Genomic DNA, 23,367 nt, shown 5'->3' with positions numbered 1-23,367 from the left:
TCAGTGCTGTTGCAGGGCGAGGAGGAGCCCGCGGGTATCGACGATGCTATGCGCAAAGGTCGGCCCGTTCAGCTCGTGCGCCGCATGCATCATGTCCTTGCTGAAAGCCGCTGTCGCATCGCGTACTAGCGTCACGTGATACCCGAGTTCCATGGCGAAGCGCGCCGTCGATTCGATGCAGGTGTTCGCCAGCAGGCCAACGACGATGACATGAGTGATGCCTTGCTGCTTCAACTGGAAGTCGAGATCGGTATTGGCGAACCCGCTTTGGCCCCAGTGCTCCTGGATGACGATGTCGCCGTCCTGCGGCACGAAGTCGGGGTGCCATTCGCCGCCCCACGTGCCCTTGGCGAAGGTGTGGCGCTGCTGGATCAGGCGCTGGGTCGGATTCGGGTGATCCCAGTGGTCATAGTCGCCGGGCTGCCAGCGACGATGCGGGACATAGAACACCTGGATGCCATGGCCGCGCGCGGTTGCGACGGCGGTGCGCAGGTTGTCGAGCAGATTCACGTCCTCCGCAACGGTTTTCAACATGGGGAACAGCTTGCCGCCATCGGACAGGAAATCGTTGTAAGGGTCGACCAGCAGCAGGCCGGTACGCGCCGGGGAATACACAGGATTGGTCATTTCGGTGCTCCAGTTGAAAGGAGGCGCGATTGAACTCGCTCCTCGTAAGTGGGCGCTTGCCTCTACGGCTCCGTTGCGCGATGTCTCGATCCTCGTTACGGCCCATAGTAACTATGAAAAACATAGTGTCAACGGGCATGCTGGTTTGCGGGCGATTTCAGGGGGTCTCGCGTGTCCTGCTCGTGTTACTATGAAAACGATAGTGGCCTTGGAGTGAGCACCGTGATGCAAGTGCAGGACGAGACGACCGATACGCTGTGCCCGGTGGCGCGCTCGGTGGACGTGGTGGGCGACAAGTGGACGATCCTGGTGCTGCGTGAGCTCTACATGGGCGCGACACGCTTCGAGGAAATGCAGATCCAGACCGGCGCTACACCGCAGATGCTGACGTCGCGCCTGAAAGCGCTGGAAGCCGACGGCATGGTCGAGCGCCGGCCATACAGCGAAAAGCCGCTGCGCTACGAATACCACCTGACCCGGAAGGGCTGGGACTTCTATCCCGTGATCTACGCGCTGCGCGCCTGGGGCGAAACATGGTGCAAGAACGAGGATGAGGGACTGGCGGTGCATTTTGTGCACCGTGAGTGTGGCCATGACGTCGGTGTGGCCAGCGTCTGTCCGCACTGTGGCGTTCCTGTGGAGCGCAAGGATCTGGAAGCGTCGATAAGCAATCGTTTCGCAGACGAACGCCTGGCCCGGCGGGAGGCCTTCAAGCGGAAGTAGTCAGCGCTTCGGAATACGAGGCTGCTGGAGTTCATAGCTGCCTGTTTCGGATTCTTCGCCCTGAAAAGCGGGGGCCAGAAGGAGAATCCCGGCCCCCGCCAAACTCAGCTTCGCACGAAGGCAAGCAGGTCAGCGTTGATGGTATCGGCGTTGATTGTGGGCATGCCGTGTGAGAACCCCGGGTAGATCTTGAGCGTGCTGTTCTTCAGCAACTGCGCCGACAGCACACCAGAGTTCTCATAGGGAACGATCTGGTCGTCGTCGCCGTGCATCACCAGCACGGGGATCGTGATGCGCTCAAGGTCTTTGGTGAAGTCGGTCTGGGAGAAGGCCACGATGCCGTCGTAGTGGGCCTTGGCGCTGCCCATCATGCCCTGGCGCCACCAGTTCCGGATGATGCCCTCCGAGGGCGTCGCTCCAGGTCGGTTGTAGCCGTAGAAGGGCCCCGCCGGAACGTCGTGATAGAACTGAGCGCGGTTGGCCGCGAGCTGGGCTTGCAGACCGTCGAAGACATCCTTGGGGAGACCGCCAGGGTTGTTCGCGGTCTTCACCATCAGTGGCGGGACCGCGCTGATGATGACCGCCTTGGGGACAGGGTCTTCAGGATGCCGCGCAATGTAGTGCACGACCTCACCACCGCCCGTGGAGTGGCCGGCATGGATGGCTCCCTGCACGCCGAGGTGGTTCACGACCGCCGCTACGTCATCGGCGTAATGGTCCATGTCGTGGCCATCCCAGACCTGGCTGGATCGTCCATGGCCGCGGCGATCATGGGCGACTACGCGAAAGCCGTGGGCCAGGAAGAACAGCATCTGCGCATCCCAGTCATCCGCACTGAGCGGCCAGCCGTGATGGAAATGGATCACCGGGGCGTCGCGCGGCCCCCAGTCCTTGTAGAAGATCTCGACTCCATCTTTCGTTGTGACGTACCCCATGTTCGCTTCTCCTCTGTGATGTGGAGGTCGGGAATTGGCGATGTGTGCGCCAATGGCTACCGGTCATGGCGAGAGTCCCGCACGTTTCTCAATGGGCGGATGACTGGAAATACGGCTGGTAACGCGCGGCTGGCCCTGCCTGTGAGTGCCTGCCGTCACCGTGCGTTGATTGGCCGCTTAAGTACTCTAGGATTGAAGTGAACTTTAAGGTCAATGCTTCTTCCGAAGTGCTCCTCGCTGGAGGAGATCCGTCACCTGCTGATGGTCGTCCAGAAGGACTGGCAGCACGGGAAGCTTGAGGCAAAGTTCATCCCTGTAGTTCAGGTCAGGCCACGATGGCCTGACCTGAGAACAGTTACTCGGTGGCCAGGATGGATTTCAGGGGTTCGGGGGCATAGAGCGCGCTTTGGAACTGAGGCACGTACTCGTACTTCATCAATTTCCCCAGCTTCAGGGACTTCATGAACGTAGAAAGGCTGCCGTCATTCAGTGTGAGGTTGACCGAGTCTGCACTCGTGCTGGAGGCGTGGCTCAGTTGGCGGGATACCGCATAGCCGTAGGTCAACGCTCCGTCATGGCCGACATTGGTGAAGCTATTGGTCACCAGTTCAACTTCATCTGACGTATCACTCAGTTTCTTACCTTCAAAGACAACGTCAACCTTGCCAGTGTCGTGATCGACAATCTCGAAGATCACGGATTTGTCGCTATCCCGGCGATTGATACCCGTCAGCCACTTCGGCAGGTTGTATCCGACCACACCCCTTACCCTTGCAAGCTCGGTATTGACCGGGAGTTTCAGTACGTACCCCCAGAAGTCCTTGGAGATCGACTGACCGACCAGGGAGATGGGGCCCAGGTTCGACGAGCCAGGCTTGTTCGTGACGATGGACAGGGCGATTTCGTTATAGCTGTCGTTGTCGCAGTACTCATAGGAGTAAGCGGTAAGAGCGACCAGGCCTCTGCCCGGCCAGACCTGAAGGGGTTGCACCTTGTCCAGGACGGCAGCAGGTATCAACGCTTTCAGCTTTTCCATATCGGCCGTGAAGACAGCGGTAATCCTGTTGTTCTGGTAATAGAAGTTTGGCGAGTAGGACTCGAACCCGATGTCGACTTTTGTCTTCTTGAGCCCCTTGAACCAACTCAGGTCAACGCCAGGGGCTTCCGACTCTATGGTGGAAAGAGGGGGGTTGGAGCGGAAGCGGTCATACAGACCACCTGCGACCACAGGAACCTCATGGCCGGCAATATCGATCATCGTACGTCCAGCCTCTTTGATTTCAGCTGGATTCTCTGCCCATGCGAATACCGAAACGGTATTCATGAGTACTCCTGCCATTACTGCAATGCTGCCGATTTTCATGTTTCGAAGTCTCCGCCGTGTTCGTTGTCTTCGGTGCCTTGCGCTCGGGAGTCATTGCTTCGGCAGATGGAAAGTCGGTCATCGAAACGGTCCTTTCAGGTTTCTCGATCATCTGCCAATGCATGCCCGTGAGGCCCGCGAGAGAAACCCTAACGTTCATGTTAAGTTTAATGTCAAGCGTTCCGATTCGAGCAGGCGACGGCGCGTGGGGCAGCACATCAAATCGACTGAAGATGCGGCGGCTGATGGCCGGTGTTTGGCGGGAGAGGGGAGAGATCACGCCATCAAGATGCGTGATGAACCAGAGGGGGAACCTGCCCGGCCTTAGCCAGCCGGGCAGGGTGGATTCAGCTTAGTTGGATCCAGGTGGTCTTCAGTTCGCAGTACTGGTCGTGGGCGTAGACGGACTTGTCACGGCCGCCAAAACCCGACTGCTTGTAGCCGCCGAAGGGCGTGGAGATATCGCCTTCGGAGAAGCAGTTGACCGACACGGTGCCTGCGCGAATGGCCGAAGCCATGCGGTGGGCGGTATTGATGTTGTCGGTCCAGAGCGAGGCGGCGAGGCCGTAGCAGGTGTCGTTGGCGATGGCGATGGCTTCTTCTTCGGTGTCGAAGGTGATGACCGCCAGGACTGGGCCGAAGATTTCTTCGCGGGCGACCGAAGAGGCGTTGGTCACGTTATCGAAGATGGTCGGTGCCACGAAGTAGCCGCCGCTTTCCGGATTGAGGCGCACGCCACCGGTAACCAGCCGGGCGCCTTCAGCCTTGGCCTGCTCGATGTGTCCCAGCACCTTCTTCATATGGGCCTGCTCGATCAGTGCACCCAGGCGCACGCTCGGGTCCAGCGGGTCGCCCGTGGCCCAGTCTTCGAGCTGGCGCACCAGCTCGTCGACCAGGGCGTCCTTGATGGAGCGGTGGACGATCAGGCGCGAGCCCGCCGAGCAGTTCTCGCCCATGTTCCAGAACGCGGCGCTGAGCACATGGCTGGCCACTGTCTGCAGGTCGCCGGCATCGGCCATGACCACCTGCGGGTTCTTGCCGCCGCATTCGAGCACGACGCGCTTGAGGTTGCTCCTGGCCGAGTATTCCAGGAACAGACGGCCCACTTCGGTGGAGCCGGTGAAGGCGGCGAGGTCGATGTCGGCGTGCAGGCCGATCGCCTTGCCGGCGGTATGCCCGAGGCCGGGCACCACGTTGAGCACACCGGCGGGAATGCCGGCTTCGAAGGCCAGTTCGGCCAGGCGCAGGGTCGCCAGGGAGGTCAGCTCAGCGGGCTTGAGGATCACGCTGTTGCCGGTGATCAGCGAGGGCCCCAGCTTCCAGCCCGCCATCATGCAGGGGAAGTTCCATGGCAGCACGGCGCCCACAACGCCGACCGGCTCGCGCTTGATCATGCCCAGGTTGCCGGGATTGGACGGCGAGATGGCGTCGTACAGCTTGTCACCCGCTTCGGCATGCCAGCGGATGGTCGCCGCCGTGTCGGGGATGTCGATGGCGAAGCATTCGCCCACCGGCTTGCCGGATTCCAGCGATTCCAGCACGGCAAGTTCCAGGCGATGCGCATCGATCAGGTCGGCGAAGCGCTGCATGACCGCCTTGCGGCCGGCTGGAGCCAGCTTCGACCAGGCGCCCGATTCGAAGGCGGCACGCGCGGCTTTCACGGCAAGGTCGATGTCGTCGGCATCACAGGCGGCGACTTCGGTCAGCACCTGGCCAGTGGCGGGGTTGAGGGTGGCGAAGGTGGCACCTGAACGGGCGGCGACGAAGCGCCCGTTGATGAATGCCTGGTTGCGGTACTCGAGTCGCTCGATCTGCTGATCGATGGCGCTGCGCGTAAGGGCGTCGGTCATTGTTGTTCTCCAGAGTGGGGCGGGTCTCAAAGTTCTGCGCCGGCAGTCCATTCCTTCCAGGCAATGGAGGAACGCACGCCGATGCCGAGGAAGGGCTCGGGTGGATTGCGGCAGGGTTTGGGCTGTTCGAGCATGCTGCGCAGCAGGTCGCTGTCCATGCCCAGGGCGTATTCGGCGATCAGCTTCCCGGAGATGGTCCCGCGCGTGAGGCCCAGGCCGTTGCAGCACACCGCGCTGTAAACGCCAGGGGCGATCTCGCCGAACACCGAACCGGAATTGCGCGCCAGGCACAGGGCGCCACCCCAGGTGTATTCGAATTCGACGCCGGGCAGCATCGGGAAGCGGTTTTCGAAGGACTTGCGATGGGCGCGGCGGACTCGCTCAAGCGTCGCGGCACTGGCCTGGACCTGAGGGTTGTAGGTGAAGGAGTTGCGGATGCAGATCCGTCCGTTGGCCAGGCGCCGTACCGTGGTTCCCAGCGGGTCGGCCGGAATCAGGCCCCACGACTCCTCGCCACCCAGGGCGGCCAGCTCCTGTGGGCTCAGCCGTCGCGTCATGCTCGCGTAGGTGTACACGGGCAGGATGCGTCCCTTCAGGCCCAGCTCGCCAAAGGTTGAGGCGTAGGCATTGTTGGCCAGCACCAGGCGCGGCGCCTTCACGCAACCTTGCGCGGTGGTGAGGGTGTGGGGCTTGCCGACTTCAATGGTCAGCACCGGGCTGTCCTCGAACAGCCGGACGTTCTCCGGCAAGGTCCGGCCCAATCCGCGAGTCAGTGCCGCGGGCTGCACCAGGACCGCGCCGGGTGCATGCAGGCCGGCCTGGTAGAAGTCGGTCCCGGTAACGGCCTTCATCTCCCTGGCATCCAGCATGCGGTAGGGTTCGCCAAGTACGGATAGCCCCTTGGCGAACTCTTCCAGCGAGTGGGTGCCCCGCCCATTGACCGCCCCGTGCAGCTTGCCCTGCTCGCGCCAGTCGCATTCGATGCCGTGGGTTTTCACGATATCGCGCACGTAGTCGATGGCGCCGCGGCACAGGCGGATGATCTTCTGATCGGCCTCCTGGCTGTTGGTGTAGCTGTGGGAGGTGAGGTCGTGGGGCAGGTCGACCATGAAGCCGGAGTTACGTCCGGCGGCACCGAAGCCGACCCGCCGGGCGTCGATGAGGACGATCGACGCTTCCGGCTGCAGCTCCGCCAGGCGGCGGGCAGCGGCCAGGCCGGAAAGCCCGGCGCCCAGCACCACCCAATCCGCCTGCACGGTGCCGCGCAGAGAGGTGCCGGGGGGCGGCGGTGGCAGGGTTTCATACCAACCGCAGCGGCCGTCGTTCTGGGGCAGGAAATTGCATTGAAGCTGCATGGGACGCCTCCAGTACCGGCGAACTAACCGCGATGGGCAATCAGTTGCTCGTAGGTGCGAGCAAAGGCGGCTTTCTCGTCCTCGCCCAGCGGCAGCAGCGGACGGCGTGTCGGGCCCACCGGCAGGCCGGCCAGCTCGCAGCCGTACTTGATGTACTGGCAGAACTTCCCGCCTTGTTCGAGCAGGTTGAGCATCGGCAGCAGGCGGCTGGCCAGCTTGCGTCCGGCGATCATGTCCTGCTCGACCACACAGGTTCGGTACAGCGCGACGTGCTCGGGGGCGAGGAAATTGGAGGCGCCGGCCACCCAGCTGCGCGCGCCCCAGGTGAAGAACTCCAGCACCTGGTCATCCATGCCGCAGCTGACCTGCAGTTGGCCGGCGTAGTCCTGGGTGAGGGTGTGCATGCGCTCGATGGAGCCGGTGCTTTCCTTGATCGCCTGGAAATTCGGCCGCTGCTTGAGGGCATCGATGAACTCGAAGCTCATGGCGGTGCCGGTACGGGCGGGGAAGTTGTAGAGCATGGTCGGCATGTCGAGGGCGTCGTCCACGGTACAGGCATGGGCGAGCAACTCGTCCTGGGTCGGCTGGCAGTAGTAGGGCGCGGCCAGGAGGATGCAGTTGAAGCCAGCGGACTTGGCGTAGCGGCCCAGATCCAGGCTTTCTTCCGTGGTGGTGGCGTTGATACCTGCCATCAGCGGGATGCGACCCCCGGCCAGCTCGGAAACCGCGTCGAACAGCTTTTTGCGCTCGCCGTTGCTAAGGGCGTAGTACTCGCCGGTGGTACCGCCGACGATCAGGCCGTGGATGCCATGGCCGATCAGGCTGTCGATCACCGGGGGCAGGGCAGCGAAGTCGATGGAACCCTCTTGGGTGAAGGGGGTAACAACGGGGGTCCAGACACCATCAAAGTTCATGTAATCACCTAGCCGAACAAGTTGTATTTGTTGGGAATTTCGACATGAAGGTTAATGACGCGATTCTTTCACCAACAAGCAACATTTAAGGCTGGCAATCAATGAGCGGAGGTTATGAGTTGTTTGCGAGGCGCGAAAAACAAAAGACCTGCTCATGGCAGGTCTCTTGTTTTTGGGTAGTGCGGAATATTCGATCGATATTGTCTGACTGCGAATTTAATTATTAACAACCAGAACTTGGGGCTGACAATAACGCTAGGTAATCAGATCTGGGCAATCAGCCAGTCGCGCAGACGACAGCAGGCCTCGTCGTCCTCTTTGTCTTCATTGAATGTCAGGTAGTGCTGGCTGTCCTTGAGCACCAGTTCGTGTGCAACGGGGCGAACCAGTGCGCCCTGGTCCACCAGATGGCCCACCAGGTGGTTCCAGCCGAGGGCGACGCCCTGGTGGCTCAGGACCATCTGGATCAGCAGGTTGTAGTCGTTGGCGTTGAAGAAGTGCGGCGCATTGGCGGTGCGCGTCTCGATGTCGATGTCGTGGAAGGCCAGCCAGACCTTCCAGTCCACGTGCTCGGCCACCTGGGATCGTCCGTAGGGGCTGAGGTTCAGCAGCACGCTGTCGCGCAGGCCCTCCAGGGTGCCCAGTTCCGGGTGCTGCTCCAGGTACTGCGGCGTGCACACCGGGTAGATCACGTCGTGCATCAGCGGGTAGCTGCGATAGCCCTCGCGGATCTTGGCCATCTTGGTGACGAAGATGTCGGGGCGCACGCCGGGTTCCATGGAGAGGAAGTTTTGCGTGGTGATCAGGTTGAGGTCCACGTCCGGGTTCGCGCTGAAGAAGCTCGGCAGGCGGTGGGACAGCCATAGCGCGGAAAACGCCGGTGAGCAGCAGAGGGTGAGCACGCGCTTGGTCGTGCTGTGGCTGCGGATTCTCTCGGCGGCCTGGGAGATGTTGACGAAGGACAACTGCACCGCATCGAAGAAGATCGACCCGGCTGCCGTGAGCTCCACGGCGCGCCCCACGCGCTTGAACAGCTCCGCACCCAGGTAGGTTTCCAATTCGCGAATCTGCCGACTGATCGCCGCCTGGGTCACGCACAAGGCCTCCGCCGCGCGGGTGAAGTTCTGGTACTTGGCCGCCGCGACGAAGGATTTCACCGCGCGAAGGGAGGGCATTTTGATCAGGGTCTGATCGGGTTCGGTGTGTTTAACCATAACGGGAAGTAATCAAGATCCTGGATAAAAAGTCGATTCTGCCGGCCGGCAACCTGATCCTAGACTGCGGGCAATTGCGGCGCAGTGGCTTCGCAGACGTTGCGCACAAGCCTGACACCGGAAAATGCGGACTGTCGAGTACGCATCCGTTGATTGCCGCAAAGAGCCAATACCGACACAACCTCCCGTGCCTGATCTGGAGTGCGCATGACAATGAACAATAACGCCGCCGTCCTGGACCTGATTCGCCAGCGCAAGGAGCGCCACGCCCTGCCTGGTGCCGCCTACAGCGACTCGGAGGTGTATCGCCAGGACCTCGAACGAATCTGGCACAGAGAGTGGATCTTCGCCGGTCATACCTTCGAACTGGAAAAGCCCGGCCAGTACCTGACCCTGCAGATCGGCGACTACCCGATTGCCGTGGTGCGCGGCGGGGATGGTCAGGTCCGCGCATTCCACAATGCCTGCCGGCATCGCGGCTCCAAGGTGTGCACCGAAGCCAAGGGCAAGGTTGCCCGGCTGGTCTGCCCGTATCACAAGTGGGCGTTCGACCTGGATGGGAAACTGCTGTTCGCCCGCAACATGGGCCCTGATTTCGATGCGGCCGACTACGGTCTGAAACCCGCCCATTGCCAGGTGGTGAACAGCTACATCTATGTCTGCGTGGCGGACAAGGCGCCGGACTTCACCCGATTCCGCGATGCCGTTTCCCCCTTCATCACCCCGCACAACCTGGAAGACTGCAAGGTGGCGTTCGAGTCCAACCTGGTGGAGCGGGGTAACTGGAAGCTGGTCTTCGAGAACAACCGCGAGTGCTACCACTGCGACGGCAGCCACCCAGAGTTGCTCAACTCCTTCGTCGAGAACCTGTCCGTGGCCGGCGTCGGTGGGGCGGAGGACCCGGAACTGGCGGCGCACTGGGATCGCTGCGAGGCGGCGGGCCTGCCCAGCCGGCTGGTGATGGACGAGGCCGGGCAGTACCGCATGACGCGCATTCCGCTCTCGACCGGTGCCGTCAGCTACACCATGGACGGCAAGCCTGCGGTGGCCAGACGCCTGGATCGCAGTGGCGAGGAGGACATCGGCGCGCTCCTGTACTTCAACTATCCGTCCACCTGGAACCACTTCCTGGGCGACCACGCGCTGAGTTTCCGCGTGCTGCCACAAGGGCCAAACGAAACCCTGGTCACCACCAAATGGCTGGTGCCCAAGGACGCCCAGGAAGGCATCGACTACGACATCGAGCGTCTGACCCGTGTCTGGATCGCCACCAACGACCAGGACCGACGCCTGGTGGAAGGCGCCCAGGCCGGCGTCAGTTCGCCCGCCTATGAGCCCGGCCCTTACTCGGAGATCGCGGAAAACGGCGTCTGCCAGTTCGTGGACTGGTACTGCACGACCATGATCAGCCGACTGGCCGACTGAGCCTTCATTCACCTTCGATCCAGCCTCGTCTCACCGATCCGGTGAGGCGGGGCTTTCGTCTGTCTGGATGGCCCTGCGGCCAAGGACCCGGTAATGCATTCGCTGAACTTCCTTTCTCGCCTCGACGGCCATGCCAGGGGCTTCTGCCTGGTGCTGCTGGCTGCGTTCTGCTACGGCCTGCAGCCGCTCTTCGCCCAATACGCCTACGCCGGTGGCGCCGACCCGGTGGGGTTGCTGCTGGCGCGCTTCACGCTGGCTGCGGTGGTACTGCTGGCGATCCTGCGCTGGCGGGGAATCGGCCTGCCGAAAGGGCGGCTGGTGTGGCAGAACCTGTTGCTGGGCTTCGGCTATGGACTGGCGGCGCTGGGTTACTACAGCGCCTGCCATTCCACCTCGGTCAGCCTGGCGATCATCCTGGTGTACACCTTCCCGGCGTTCGTCACGGTGGTGTCCATCGCCTGTCTGGGCGAGCGGCTCAGCGTGCTCAAGCTGGCAAGCCTGGCGCTTGCACTGGGGGGCGTGCTGATGGCCACCGGGCTCAGCATGTCGAGCGTGTCGGCAGGCGCCCTGTGGGCGTTGTTCGCCGCAATCTGTTACGGCGCCTCGATCATCTACGGCACCCACCGGATCACTCATGAGAACCCGTTGGCATCCGCCGCCATGCTGCTTCTGGGCTGCGCCCTGACCTTCGCCGTGGCCGCGCTGCTGCAAGGCGCCTCCCTGCCTTCGACGGCTTCGGCCTGGTGGGCGACCCTGGGCCTGGCCGTATTCGCCACGCTGGTGCCGGTGGCGGCATTCCTTGCCGGGTCCCCGCGCATAGGCCCGTCCACGGCGGCCACGCTCTCGACCGTGGAGCCGGTCGTGGCCGTGACCATTGCTGTGCTGCTCATGGGCGAGCCGTTCACCTACGCCATGTTCCTGGGTGGGGTGATGGTGATGCTTGCGGCGGTATTCCTGGCCCGCCAGGGGAGTGCGGAGCGGGAGCTGGCGCCCATGCAGGGCAGCGTCAGTCCCGACCAATAACATCAAGTTATGGTTTAGGGCGAACAAATGTCGTTGGACGCTGCGATAGCTAAATCCTAATTTGAAGTTGCAACGCGGCATCACATTTCGATGTCGTTTTTATGAAGCAGGAGTTTCTGCGCGCCGGTTTGCCAAAGTGATATTGCGACAGGATTCCGGCCTTTTTTCTCTGCACTTGTCATGGGCTGTTTAGTGACAGTGCGAAGTTCGTAATTGGTTATAAGCATAAGAATGAGGGTTGTATGAACCAGGCCGATGAGATTCTTTCGGTAAAGAACATCTTCAAGGTATTCGGACCCCATCCGGACATCGCCATGGAGATGTTGCGCAAAGGCGCCGACAAGAACGAAATATTTCGCAAGACGGGTCATGTGGTCGGCGTGTTCGACGCCAGCTTCTCGGTCAAGCGCGGTGAGATCTTCGTGATCATGGGATTGTCCGGCTCGGGCAAGTCCACCATGGTGCGGCTGTTCAACCGCCTGATCGAACCCACCTCGGGCAGCATCCATCTGAACGGACGCGAAATTACCGGCCTTTCCGACAAGGCGCTGCTCGATGTGCGTCGCAAGGAAATGGGCATGGTGTTCCAGTCCTTCGCGCTGATGCCGCACATGAGCGTTCTGGAAAACACCGCCTTCGGCCTGGAAATCTCCGGCGTCAGCGAGCGTGAGCGCCACGCCCGTGCCAGCGAAGCGCTCCGCCAGGTGGGTTTGGCTGGCCACGAGCACAGCTACCCGCACCAGCTGTCCGGTGGCATGCAGCAGCGTGTCGGCCTGGCCCGCGCGCTGGCGAACGACCCCGCCATCCTGCTTATGGACGAAGCCTTCTCCGCGCTCGACCCGCTGATTCGCAGCGAGATGCAGGGCGAGCTGATACGCCTTCAGGCGGAGCAGCAGCGCACCATCATCTTCATCTCCCACGACATCGAGGAAGCCATCCGCATCGGCCATCGCATCGCGATCATGGAAGGCGGCCGGGTGGTGCAGATCGGCACTCCGCAGGAGCTGCTGAACCAGCCCGCCAACGAGTACGTCGAGACCTTCTTCAAGGGCTTCGACAGCTCCCGGGTACTCAAGGCCGGCGACGTGGCCCAGCTGGATCCGGCGATGGTCTGCCGCGTGAACGGCAAGGCCCCGCACTTCCAGGCAGGGGTGCCCTACGGCTACCTGATCGACGAGCGCGACCAGTTGCTGGCCGTGGTTGGTGCGGACGAGGCGGGCGGTGTGTCCATCAGCCAGCCGGACGAGCAGTTCAGCCTGCACAAGCAGAACCCCGTCTACACCGACACGCCGCTTCATGACGTGCTGGATATCGTTGCGGCACTGCCTTACCCCGTGCCGGTCCTGGATCGCAGCGGTGCTCTGAAGGGCACCATTTCCAAGAATCTGCTGCTGCACACCCTGAGCCGCCACTGAGCGCGCCACGGACCACACAGCAGCCGCAACTTCGGAGAGTAGGTAGCCAGCATGTCAGAGTTCAGTCTTCTCGATCCTTTCCAGAGCGCAAACATTCCACTGGGTGACTGGGTGGAAACCACCCTGAATTTCCTGGTGCACAATTTCCGCGATGTATTCCGTGCCATCCGTTGGCCCATCGACCAGGTGCTCAATGGCATCGAGTACGTCCTGCAGAGCATCCCGCCGACGATCGGCATCATCCTGTCCTCCTTGCTTGGCTGGCAGTTGGCCGGCAAGCGCATGGCACTGCTTTGCTTCGTCACCCTGACCTTGCTCGGCCTGATCGGCGTCTGGTCGGAGTCCATGACCACCCTGGCGCTGGTGCTGACCTCGGTGTTCTTCTGCGCCGTGATCGGAATCCCGCTGGGTATTCTCTGCGCGCGCAGCGACCACATGGAGCGAGTGGTGCGGCCTGTGCTCGACGCCATGCAGACCCTGCCGGCATTCGTCTACCTGGTGCCCGTGGTAATGCTGTTCGGCATCGGCGACGTGCCGGGCGTGCTGGTGACCATCGTGTTCGCCCTGCCACCGCTGGTGCGCCTGACCAACCTGGGCATCCGCCAGGTGCCCGAAGACAAGATCGAGGCCGCCCGCGCCTTTGGCTGCACCCCACGGCAGATGCTGACCCGCGTGCAATTGCCGCTGGCCACCTCGACCATCATGGCCGGAATGAACCAGACCCTGATGCTGTCACTGTCGATGGTGGTGATCGCCTCGATGATCTCGGTTGGCGGCCTTGGACAGATGGTCCTGCGCGGCATCGGTCGCCTGGACATGGGGCTGGCCACCGTCGGCGGGGTAGGGCTGGTGTTGCTGGCCATTTTCCTCGACCGCCTGACCCAGGCCATGGGGGCGCGCACGAGCGCCGACCCGAGCCTGCGCTGGTACCACACTGGCCCCGTTGGCGCGCTGCTGCGTCTGTGCGGAGCCGGGCAAGCCTCCGGGCGGCGCAAGACTGCCTGAGCCGACTGATTCGATCTGCCGAACCCGACAACAAGCCACAAAAAGGTACGAGACGATGCATCGATCCAAGTTCTCCCGCAGCCTCCTGCAATGCGCCACCGCCCTGTCCCTGACGGTCGCCGCCCTGAGTGCCAGCGCTTCGGCCGACAAGCCCGGCGAGGGCGTCGAAGTCACGCCGATCTTCCCCTCCATCGCCGAAGAGCGCTTCCGCGGCGAGGTGGCGATGGAAGGCCTGCGTGAACTGGGCTACGACGTCCAGGAGCCGAAGGAAACCGAGTACGGCGTGATGATGGTGGCCCTGGCCAATGGCGATGCCGATTTCACCGTGCACCTGTGGGAAAAGCTGCACGACAAGTTCTACCAGCAGGCCGGCGGTGACGAGGTGATGGTCAAGACCGGCGACATCCTGCCGGGTGTCAGCCAGGGCTACCTGATCGATAAGAAAACCGCGGACCAATACAACATCAAGTACATCACCGACCTGAAAAAACCGGAGATCGCCAAGCTGTTCGACACCGATGGCGACGGCAAGGCCGATCTGACGGGCTGCAACCCGGGCTGGGGTTGCGAGTTGGTCATCTCCCACCACATGACGGCGTATGACCTGGACAAGAGCGTGCACGTCAACCAGGGCTCGTACTTCGCCCTGATGGCCGACACCATCACCCGCTACAAGGAAGGCAAGCCGATTCTGTACTTCACCTGGGTGCCGCAGTGGATCGCCAGCGTGCTGGTCGAGAACACGGACGTGGTCTGGCTGGAAGTGCCGAAGACCGACCTGCCGGATGGCAACAACGACGTGGACACCATGTACAAGGGCAAGAACCTCGGGTTTGCCGTGGACAAGGTCGTGGCCGTGCTGAACAAGGACTTCGCCGAGAAGAATCCGGCGGCTGTGAAGTTCCTCTCGCTGGTGCAGATCAGCACCGACGACGAGAGCGCACAGAACCTGAAGATGCAGCAGGGCGAGAAGAAGCCCGCCGACATCCAGCGTCATGCCAAGGAGTGGGTCACCGCGCACCGCCAGCAGTTCGATACCTGGATCCAGGCTTCCCGCGCCGCCGCCGCCCAGGCGTCCAAGTAACACAGGCAGCGGGTGCCCCGTAGCGGGCACCCCATTCCTTCAACCCGACAGAACCCGATTGTGGAGTGTCCACATGTCGCTCTATTCGTTCGTCCGTGATTTCCGTTTCAGTCAGGCGCCGTCCCACACCCGGGAACTGCTGCAGACCTGTCTGCTGGATATCCTCGGCGTCGCCGCCGGCGCCCGCGACAACCACACCAGCCAGGCACTCAAGCATTACGCCCTGGAGCACTATCCGGCCACGCGGCTCGCCAGCCGCCTGCTCTTCGACGGGCGCGCGGTCCATCCGTTGGGGGCCGCCTGGGCAGGGGGCTTCAGCGTGGACAGCCTGGATGCCCATGAAGGTCACTTCACCTCCAAGGGCCATGCCGGGGCGACCGTGGTGCCGGCCTTGCTGGCATTGGCCGATGCCTGCCGGGAACAGGGCAGGGCCATCAGCGGGGAAGAGCTGCTCAGCGCCATCTGCATCGGCTACGAGACCGCCCTGCGTGCTGGCGCCGCGCTGATGGCGACCGCACCCGAATATCACGCGTCCGGCGCGTTCTCCGGGATAGGTGTCGTCTGCGGTGGCGCACGCCTGCTGGGCCTCGATGAGGAGCGCTTCCGCCATGCCCTGGGCATTGCCGAATACTTCGGTCCGCGCTGCCCGATGATGCGCCTGGTGGACTATCCCTCGATGCTGCGCGATGCCCATGGGGCAGGGGCCTTCGCCGGCGTGAATGCCCTGCTGCTGGCAGAGGCCGGCGTTACCGGTGCACCGGCCGTATCCGTGGAAGCGACGGCAGTGGCCAGCCACTGGTGCAACCTGGGCGAGCGTTGGGAAATCGACGCCCAGTACTTCAAGCCCTGGCCTGTTTGCCGCTGGGCCCAGCCGGCCCTGACCGCCATGACCGCGCTGATGGCCGAGCATCCGCAAATCCGTGGCCAGAACGTCGAGCTGATCCAGGTGCAGACCTTCCATGAATCCATGCGCCTGCAGGGGCATACGCCGGCCAACGCCGACGAGGCCCAGTACGCGCTGGCGTTCCCGCTGGCGGCCCTGGTGGTGCGCGGCCAGGTCGGCCCGCTGGAAGTGACGGGCGACGCCATCCATGCGCCCGATATCCTGGCGGTCAGCCAACGCATTGAAATTGTCGAAAGCGACGAACTCTCCGCGCGTTTCCCCAACGAAATCCTTTCGCGCGTCCTGGTATGGCTCAAGGATGGGCAGACGTTCAGCAGCCCCATCACCGCGGCCAAGGGCGACCCGGAAACAGCCATGAGCCGGGCGGAGTTCCTGGCGAAGTTCGACCTGCTGGCGGGCATCAGCCTGGGGGTGGAGTCGCGGCGGGCTATCGAAGAGGCGGTTGCGGCACTGCCCGGCAGCCCGGACTGTGCGAAGCTGTTTGCGCTGCTGTTCGGCGCAACGGCCGTCAGCGCCTCGTAGGAAGGGCCTCAGCCCACCGGAGCCTGGAATCGGGCTCCGGCGGCAACCCGCAGAACTGCTGTGAGTCGAGCGATGAGAACGTCATTCGAAAGTGTCTTGAAGAGCAAGAACCTGGCCCACCTGGACAGGGCCAGTCGTGCTGGGCTGACGGTGCCGGTTCGCCGTGTGTCCTTCATCCTGCGCGAGCACTTTTCGATGATGGCGTTCACCGGCGCGGTGGATGCGCTGGTCACCGCCAACCTGATGAGTTCGATGCCGGTGTTCGAGGTTCAGGTGGTCGGCGGCGAGAACAACCTGGTGCTGAGCGACCTCGGGATCGCCATCGCTACCGACTGCCCCCTGGCCGAGCTGGACGAAAGGCAGCAGGACATCATCGTCGTGTGTGGCGGATTCCGAGTCCGCCTCGAAACCGATCCCCTCCTGCGGACCAAACTGCGCCATGCCGATGCGGCGGGTTCCGTGCTTGGCGGTCTCTGGAACGGCTGTTACTTCCTGGCTGACGCGGGCGTGCTGGATGGCCATGACTGTGCATTCCACCCGGATGGCCGGGCCATGATGTCGGAGCTCTTTCCTAAGGTGACGGTGACCAGCCATTCCCACGTGCTGGACCGCAAACGGATCAGCTGTGCCGGTGCCAACAGTTCGCTCGACATGATGCTCGAAGTGGTCAAGCACAGCGCGGGTCAGGAACTCGTGGACGCGGTCGAGGAGGTGCTGGGTTGCGACAAAATGCGGGAAATCGTTGACGTCTCGGTGGTTTCGATCGACTTCGATCCGACTCTGCCCAGAACCCTCAAGCTCGCGTTGGAGCTGATGCACAGCAACATCGAAGACCCCATCGAGATCAACGAGATCGCCCGCTACGCGCGCATCTCCCGTCGGCACCTGGAGCGCTTGTTCCGGCGCCATGTGAAGGCGACGCCCCCACGCTACTACCTGGAACTGCGGCTCACCCACGCGCGCCAGTTGCTGCAGCACACCAACAAGTCCCTGATCGAGATCGCCGTCGCCAGCGGCTTCGCCACGCTGCCGCACTTCCACCGCTGTTTCCGCGAGAAATTCGACATTTCACCGGGGCAGTTCCGCACGCGTACTCACTTCAAGGTCTGATCCGGCCGCTGCCAACAACCCCCAGCCCGTCATGATCCATGATGGCAAGTGGATATCCCTGCACGGGCGATTATTCTTTAATGGAAACTTGCAGCGATAAGCGTGGGTCAACCGTTCAACGTGCTTCGCGCAGGCTGTGATCCGATCACTTCAGCCCCCTGGGGCCTGGGTACGGTAACGGTAGTCATGTACTCCGGCCTTGAATAACAAGACGGAGAATACTCATGGCGGTAATCGTCGGTACATCCGCGGGGAGTGCGCCCAACCGCGGGATAACCAAAGAGGAGCGGAAGGTCATTTTCGCTTCCTCCCTGGGCACCGTTTTCGAGTGGTACGACTTCTACCTATACGGTTCTCTCGCCGCGATCATCGCAAAGCACTTCTTCGTCGGCGTCAACGAGACCACTTCCTTCATCTTCGCTCTGCTGGCCTTCGCCGCGGGCTTCGCCGTTCGCCCCTTCGGCGCCATCGTGTTCGGCCGACTGGGCGACATGATCGGGCGCAAGTACACCTTCCTCATCACCATCGTGATCATGGGTATCTCCACCGCCGTGGTGGGCTTCTTGCCCGGCTACGCGACCATCGGCGTCGCGGCGCCGATCATCCTGATCAGCCTGCGCCTGCTGCAAGGCCTGGCGCTGGGTGGTGAATACGGCGGCGCGGCGACCTACGTGGCCGAGCATGCGCCGCCAGGCAAGCGCGGCTTCTTCACCTCGTGGATCCAGACCACCGCGACCCTCGGCCTGTTCCTCTCGCTGCTGGTGATCCTCACCTGTCGCACCGTGCTCGGCACCGAAGCGTTCGAGGCCTGGGGCTGGCGGATTCCGTTCCTGCTGTCGATCCTGCTGCTGATCGTCTCGGTCTACATCCGCCTGCAGCTCAACGAGTCGCCGGTGTTCAAGAAAATGAAGGCCGAAGGCAAGGCCTGCAAGGCGCCGCTGACCGAATCCTTCGCCCGCTGGGACAACCTCAAGGTGGTGATCATGTCCCTGCTCGGCGGCACCGCCGGCCAGGCCGTGGTCTGGTACACCGGCCAGTTCTACGCGCTGTTCTTCCTGCTGCAGACGCTGAAGATCGACGCGCAGACGGCAAACCTGCTGATTGCCGGTTCGCTGCTGCTTGGTACGCCGTTCTTCATCCTCTTCGGCAGCCTCTCCGACAAGATCGGCCGCAAGAAGATCGTCATGGCCGGCTGCATCCTCGCGGCCTTGACCTATTTCCCGATCTTCAAGGGCCTAACCGAGTACGGTAACCCTGACGTGTTCGTCGCCCAGGAGCTGAACCCGGTCGTCGTCATGGCCGACCCTGACCAGTGCTCGTTCCAGTTCGACCCGGTAGGCAAGGCCAAATTCACCAGTTCCTGCGACCTCGCCAAGAGCCTGCTGGCGAAGAAAGCCATCCCCTACGAGAACGAACGGGCCGAGCCAGGCGCCCTGGCGCAGATTCGGATCGGCGAAAAGGTGATTGCGAGCTTTGACGGCACCGGCATGCCAGCGGCCGACTTCAAGACGCAGAACGAGGCCTTCACCGCCACCCTCGGCACCGCCCTGAAAGAAGCCGGTTATCCGGAGAAAGCCGACCCGGCCAAGACCAATTACCTGATGGTGCTGCTGCTCCTGACCATCCTGGTGATCTACGTGACCATGGTTTACGGGCCGATCGCCGCCTGGCTCGTGGAACTCTTCCCGGCGCGCATCCGCTACACCTCCATGTCGTTGCCGTATCACATCGGCAACGGCTGGTTTGGCGGCTTCCTGCCCACGGTGGCGTTTGCCATGGTGGCGGCTACGGGGGACATCTACTACGGGCTGTGGTACCCGATCGTCATCGCCGTGATGACGGCCATTCTTGGCACTTTCCTGTTGCCGGAAACCAAGGATCGGGAAATCCACCAAGCATAGAGCCAGCTTCCGCCCCCTCCCGCACGGGAGGGGGCGATCCTCCTGCGTGGTGATAACTGGTCATGGTTTGTCGCCTAAGTGATTGATTCGAAATTTTATTTCGGCTTAAATCAGCGCCCTGCACCAATGCCCCTCCAGCCCGGATGGCGAAATCGGTATACGCAGAGCACTTAAAATGCTTCGCCCTTTGGGCTTGCGGGTTCGAGTCCCGCTCCGGGCACCATTCAACAGTTTTCGTGGGCCTCTAGAAGTCTACGAAAGCCTTCTAGGACGGCACTTTAAGCCGTCCTTGTCGTTTCTGTTCGTCTCCCCATCTCTGTGCGTATTCCTGTTTTAGGAATACGAATCGAGGTACGCCGATTCGGCAAGGAGAACGTATTCCCATGGCGTGCACTGTAACGCCCCTGACGGATCCCAAGTGCGAGGCCGCCAAGCCTCGGGACAGAAATTACAAACTGTTCGACGTTGGCAGGTCCTGGAGAATGAAAAGTCCCGCTCGGTGGCGGGGCTACTTAGTGCAGTCTCGATACGAGATAGATCCCCAACGCTAGAGCAGCGATGATCGCTGCGCTGCCGGTCGCGAGGCACAGCCCGAACCAGTAGCTGCTCCGGCCAGGGAATCGACCGCGCGACAGAACTCCGAATATTCGGTGTCCGAGGCGATAGCACAGGTCATTGACGAAGAGATCGATCAGAGCATCAAGCATGCTCACCCCTTGGGTTGGTTGAATTCACCAGCAGCCCACTTCTGCTCGAACTCACGCTTGGCGCGCAGCTTGTGGTTCTGGCACTCGACCATGTGAGAGTCACTTTGCCAGTTGTCGCAGCCACGCATTGGCTTGTAGAAGCTCTCCCAGGCGGCGTCGTGCTGGCGCTGCTCATCGATACGAGCGCGCTGGGCTTCCACTGCCCGCCGTGAATCTGCGGCGGCCTGGCGTTTGGCTTCTTCTGACGACATGGTCTGGCGATGTTGGCGCTGTAGAGCCGGTTGGGCACGAGCAGCAACCTGCTGGGCCTGCTGTTCCTGCCGCTTTTGAAGAGCGGCTTGAGTGTGCGCAATCTGCCGCTGGCCCATCTGTTCGATGATCGCCACGCGTGCGTAGTAGACAACAAGGGCGGTGATGATGGTGCCAACCAGGCCAAGGGCCCAGGTCTGGAAAGTGAGGGGGCGGCGTCGTGCCATGAAGGTGCTCCATGCATTGGTGGCGCAATGCTATCCAGTGCAATGGCGGGAGGGAAGGGCAGCCAGAAACGAGAAAGCCCGCACTCGGCGGGCTTTCCTCAGGGGCAGAGTAGGGCAGGGCGCCGAGCTGGCGCTATCGGACGGTTCCGGTGCTCCAGTTGGAAAGAGCAGAAATGAGAAGCCCCGCTCGATGGCGGAATGTGTAGGGATTCACTCGGAAGGGTGAAATTGATTGCATTGTGGCACTATTCAAAGGAAAGGAATCTTGCTTTAATCCGCTCAAGCAGCTTGCAGATGCAGGCAAGATAAATGGGTTGCGACTACGCGGCCGGCGCTAGGCCTCTGAGACATTGACTCAGGGGCCTTTCGCTTTTTGGGGCTATGGAAAAACCTTGCGTCCGTACTTGCCTAGCTTGGGCTTCAGGATGTCGTATGCGCGGTTCGCTTGGTCTGGGCGCAGCACTGACAGACCGATCGGACGTGCCGTCAGGTCAGCCACCTGCAGGCCCTCTGAATTGGTCTTCTTGTCAGCGATCACGATCTTGAACGGATAGACTCTTTGTCCCCAATTGGCGCCATCACAAACGCGCCTGAACGCCAGTTCCAGTTCCTTATCTTCCTTCGAGCCCCGCGCTTCAAAGATAAAGTGCGTGTCCCTCTTTTCTTGCCCGCAGGCCGACAGAAATTTGTAGATCCGCTCTAGCCCGAACTGCATGGCCAAGTGATAAGGGTGCTCAGGCTCGGCGTAGCGCTGCTTATGGAGCTTCTTGTCGATAATGATGGCGAAGATCGAGAAATCCGTCTCAGCCATTATCTGCGACAGTTGCTCCAGAAGATGTTCGCGCGCCTCTTTGCCGAGTTGGGCGAAGGCTCCTTTTTTGCGAACGATTTCCGCCTCGTGAAAGATCACTAGGTCGTGTCCGAACAGGTCGAACTTCAGCGCTCTCACCCTGGGCGTGAGTCGTTCGATGTATTCCGCTTTGCGAATAACGCAGAAAGTGAGGGCGAAGATCGGATAGGTCTCGTCAATCGACGTGAGGCTGTGGTCGCCGCTTTCATCGACAAAAACGATCCACTCGCTGTGGTTCTCGAACGCCCCAGCTCTCATCTCACTGCCCCACAATCTCCCGGTACCGCCGCTGATACTCCTCGTAGCTCAGGCTGCCCTGTCGCTGCTGAAGTTGCTGAAGTTGCTGCTCCTGCGCACTGTAAGAGGGCGCAGGAGCCTGGGCGCCTTGGGCAGGGGCCGGCCGGTAGCCCTGATCGGCCACGCCACCACAGCCTGGCAGGGCTCGGTCCAGGATCAGGTTGCCTTCCACGTTGAGCTTCACGTAGCCGACTAGGAAGATGAAGAACTCCTGATCGATCACCACGTTGGACAGGCCAACAGCGCAGCGCTCTTTTTCAACTGCGCGGTCGATGGCTTCCTTAATGTTCGGTTCGCCCAGGGGGAGAAGCACGACGGCGATCGTGTCTGTGCCTTCGACGCGCCGGCCGGTTTCGAGCGCGGTCGAGTTCATATTGAAGTTCTTGGTGCTGGCGACAGTCAGGTCGGCGATACGGTTGGTGCAGCCAGTCATGGTAAGGGCCGCGGTCAGCGAGAGCAGAGCGAGGGAAATGGCGCGCACGGCGACCTCCTTGTCAGAAAATTCGCGGCATTCTGCCATTACCGGGAGAAGCAGGACTAGACAGATATAGATCCCAAGGGCACTTCCAGATTTAGGAATACGTTTAGGGATACGGAGTGGTAGGTGACTAATAGTGAAGTCAGTAAATGTGCGGACTTCAGATGGTAAGTTCTAGCCTCGCTCATGAACCATTAAAATCAAGCGCTTGTGAGCCATTGTTCGAGTAGATTCGTGATCTGCGCGATTGCTCGGGCGCGCCCGGCCCTCAAGCAGTCGAGAGGCTGAGTGCGTTCGGTTCCAGCTTGTCTTTTCGCTGAAAGAAATCGGTCTAAAAATGCGCTGGCCGTGGCGAAGGGCTTTGCTAGCCTCAATATCAGTAGGTGGATACGCAGACTGATGCGCAAGCGGATAGCGAGGAAACGTGGGGCGCGCTCCGAAGGGTACACGGTTAGAAAGATTTCCCCGATGAAATCCAGCCCTTACGCCGTGTGAAGCAGAAGAGTGACTTGCTTCTGTCAGATTCCCGATAAACCTCGTAAGCCGGAAACCAGCACCGGCCACCTACTACGAATTCCAGGCCCGCCATGTGCGGGCCTGTTCGTATCTGTCGATTTCTCGGCCACAACCCTTCCTATATGATCGCCAGGCCCACGTCGTCGAGCATTTGGCCTGACCGAACCTTTGACGCCCGTGAGCTGACTAACGCTGGAGTTGCGATGGAGCCTGATGGGCTGTTCATCGCGTAATTTCGGCTAGCTTTAGGGGAACCTGAATGGATCAGGTGAAAGAGAGGTATCGAATGGAATCGAAAGAGCAGCACCTGGTGCGATTGCTCAGCCTGACCACCCGGAGCCTCACGCATCTCACGGCGGCAATGAGCGAAATGTCGTTCGAGATGATGCGCAGCGAGGACCCATCGGTGAAGAGCGCGGGAAGGCGCATGATCGACCACCTGGCCGCCATCGGCGCCGGATTGGACCAGCACTGGGAAGCACTGGCCGTCTACAGCGACCAACCCATTCACCACGAGGGCAACGAAGCCCTGGTGGAGCTGGAACTGAACGAGCTCCCGCAGGAATCCTGACCGGACGGCCCGATCGGGCCGTCGCTGTTTCTCCGTACTGTCATGTCACTGTCACGGCACTGCCACGTGCCTTGGATGGAATCCGCCTATTACTGGCGGAGG

The 23,367-nt window shown here is 61.6% G+C and carries 20 protein-coding genes and 1 tRNA gene; 11 read left to right on the top strand and 10 right to left on the bottom strand.

Going from position 1 to position 23,367, the window contains the following annotated elements; translation table 11 throughout:
- Positions 1-627, bottom strand: a complete 627-nt coding sequence (locus E8F06_RS24345; RefSeq protein WP_280371855.1) for an isochorismatase family cysteine hydrolase — start codon at positions 625-627, stop codon at positions 1-3.
- 225 nt (positions 628-852) lie between these two features.
- Between E8F06_RS24345 and E8F06_RS24340 the strand changes: the two genes are divergently transcribed.
- Positions 853-1,350 (top strand): helix-turn-helix domain-containing protein, encoded by a 498-nt coding sequence (locus E8F06_RS24340; protein ID WP_280371853.1) that lies wholly within the window; start codon positions 853-855, stop codon positions 1,348-1,350.
- Positions 1,351-1,454: 104 nt separating this feature from the next.
- Here the strand turns inward: E8F06_RS24340 and E8F06_RS24335 are convergent, their stop codons facing one another.
- The 6 genes from E8F06_RS24335 to E8F06_RS24310 all read right to left on the bottom strand — a co-directional run bounded on the left by E8F06_RS24335 (position 1,455) and on the right by E8F06_RS24310 (position 8,981).
- On the bottom strand, positions 1,455-2,285 hold the full coding sequence (locus E8F06_RS24335) for an alpha/beta hydrolase (protein ID WP_280371851.1): 831 nt from the start codon (positions 2,283-2,285) through the stop codon (positions 1,455-1,457).
- A 355-nt stretch (positions 2,286-2,640) separates the two neighbouring features.
- A complete protein-coding gene (locus E8F06_RS24330; protein WP_280371849.1) occupies positions 2,641-3,648 on the bottom strand; it encodes an acetoacetate decarboxylase (ADC) in 1,008 nt (335 codons plus the stop codon).
- A gap of 347 nt (positions 3,649-3,995) precedes the next feature.
- The gene (locus E8F06_RS24325; protein WP_280371846.1) at positions 3,996-5,498 is read right to left on the bottom strand and encodes an aldehyde dehydrogenase; all 1,503 of its coding nucleotides are present in this window, start codon (positions 5,496-5,498) and stop codon (positions 3,996-3,998) included.
- Between the two features lie 26 nt (positions 5,499-5,524).
- A complete protein-coding gene (locus E8F06_RS24320; protein ID WP_280371844.1) occupies positions 5,525-6,853 on the bottom strand; it encodes an FAD-binding oxidoreductase in 1,329 nt (442 codons plus the stop codon).
- A 23-nt stretch (positions 6,854-6,876) separates the two neighbouring features.
- Positions 6,877-7,767: a dihydrodipicolinate synthase family protein gene (locus E8F06_RS24315; protein ID WP_280371842.1), complete on the bottom strand. Its 891-nt coding sequence runs from the start codon at positions 7,765-7,767 to the stop codon at positions 6,877-6,879.
- Positions 7,768-8,030: 263 nt separating this feature from the next.
- Positions 8,031-8,981: a LysR family transcriptional regulator gene (locus E8F06_RS24310; RefSeq protein WP_280371840.1), complete on the bottom strand. Its 951-nt coding sequence runs from the start codon at positions 8,979-8,981 to the stop codon at positions 8,031-8,033.
- Between the two features lie 213 nt (positions 8,982-9,194).
- On the opposite strand from E8F06_RS24310, the gene E8F06_RS24305 reads away from it, so the two are divergent.
- The 9 genes from E8F06_RS24305 to E8F06_RS24265 all read left to right on the top strand — a co-directional run bounded on the left by E8F06_RS24305 (position 9,195) and on the right by E8F06_RS24265 (position 19,593).
- Positions 9,195-10,406 (top strand): aromatic ring-hydroxylating dioxygenase subunit alpha, encoded by a 1,212-nt coding sequence (locus E8F06_RS24305; protein ID WP_280371894.1) that lies wholly within the window; start codon positions 9,195-9,197, stop codon positions 10,404-10,406.
- 93 nt (positions 10,407-10,499) lie between these two features.
- Complete coding sequence (locus E8F06_RS24300) at positions 10,500-11,429, top strand: DMT family transporter (protein ID WP_280371838.1); 930 nt, start codon at positions 10,500-10,502, stop codon at positions 11,427-11,429.
- A gap of 242 nt (positions 11,430-11,671) precedes the next feature.
- Positions 11,672-12,844 (top strand): glycine betaine/L-proline ABC transporter ATP-binding protein, encoded by a 1,173-nt coding sequence (locus E8F06_RS24295; protein WP_280371836.1) that lies wholly within the window; start codon positions 11,672-11,674, stop codon positions 12,842-12,844.
- Between the two features lie 51 nt (positions 12,845-12,895).
- Positions 12,896-13,849, top strand: coding sequence for a glycine betaine/L-proline ABC transporter permease ProW (gene proW / locus E8F06_RS24290; RefSeq protein ID WP_280371834.1), 954 nt, complete (start codon positions 12,896-12,898; stop codon positions 13,847-13,849).
- A gap of 55 nt (positions 13,850-13,904) precedes the next feature.
- On the top strand, positions 13,905-14,933 hold the full coding sequence (gene proX, locus E8F06_RS24285; protein ID WP_280371832.1) for a glycine betaine/L-proline ABC transporter substrate-binding protein ProX: 1,029 nt from the start codon (positions 13,905-13,907) through the stop codon (positions 14,931-14,933).
- Positions 14,934-15,006: 73 nt separating this feature from the next.
- Positions 15,007-16,359: an MmgE/PrpD family protein gene (locus E8F06_RS24280; RefSeq protein ID WP_280371830.1), complete on the top strand. Its 1,353-nt coding sequence runs from the start codon at positions 15,007-15,009 to the stop codon at positions 16,357-16,359.
- Between the two features lie 72 nt (positions 16,360-16,431).
- Complete coding sequence (locus tag E8F06_RS24275; protein WP_280371828.1) at positions 16,432-17,469, top strand: GlxA family transcriptional regulator; 1,038 nt, start codon at positions 16,432-16,434, stop codon at positions 17,467-17,469.
- Positions 17,470-17,693: 224 nt separating this feature from the next.
- Complete coding sequence (locus E8F06_RS24270) at positions 17,694-19,370, top strand: MFS transporter (protein ID WP_280371826.1); 1,677 nt, start codon at positions 17,694-17,696, stop codon at positions 19,368-19,370.
- 137 nt (positions 19,371-19,507) lie between these two features.
- Positions 19,508-19,593, top strand: a tRNA-Leu gene (locus E8F06_RS24265).
- Positions 19,594-20,079: 486 nt separating this feature from the next.
- On the opposite strand, the gene E8F06_RS24260 is transcribed toward E8F06_RS24265, so the two are convergent.
- The 3 genes from E8F06_RS24260 to E8F06_RS24250 all read right to left on the bottom strand — a co-directional run bounded on the left by E8F06_RS24260 (position 20,080) and on the right by E8F06_RS24250 (position 22,181).
- Positions 20,080-20,553, bottom strand: coding sequence for a hypothetical protein (locus tag E8F06_RS24260; RefSeq protein ID WP_280371825.1), 474 nt, complete (start codon positions 20,551-20,553; stop codon positions 20,080-20,082).
- A 379-nt stretch (positions 20,554-20,932) separates the two neighbouring features.
- Positions 20,933-21,661, bottom strand: coding sequence for a DUF3800 domain-containing protein (locus E8F06_RS24255; protein WP_280371823.1), 729 nt, complete (start codon positions 21,659-21,661; stop codon positions 20,933-20,935).
- Between the two features lies 1 nt (position 21,662).
- Positions 21,663-22,181 carry a hypothetical protein gene (locus E8F06_RS24250; RefSeq protein ID WP_280371821.1) on the bottom strand — a complete coding sequence of 173 codons (519 nt, stop codon included), beginning with the start codon at positions 22,179-22,181 and terminating at the stop codon, positions 21,663-21,665.
- Between the two features lie 799 nt (positions 22,182-22,980).
- On the opposite strand from E8F06_RS24250, the gene E8F06_RS24245 reads away from it, so the two are divergent.
- Positions 22,981-23,265 carry a hypothetical protein gene (locus E8F06_RS24245; protein ID WP_280371819.1) on the top strand — a complete coding sequence of 95 codons (285 nt, stop codon included), beginning with the start codon at positions 22,981-22,983 and terminating at the stop codon, positions 23,263-23,265.
- Positions 23,266-23,367: the final 102 nt, after the last annotated feature.

This window comes from Pseudomonas sp. BN411 (genome assembly GCF_029871235.1).
In the GTDB taxonomy this organism is placed as follows: domain Bacteria; phylum Pseudomonadota; class Gammaproteobacteria; order Pseudomonadales; family Pseudomonadaceae; genus Metapseudomonas.
Note: the sequence above shows the minus strand (reverse complement) of the source record. Positions and strands in the feature narration are given on the sequence as shown.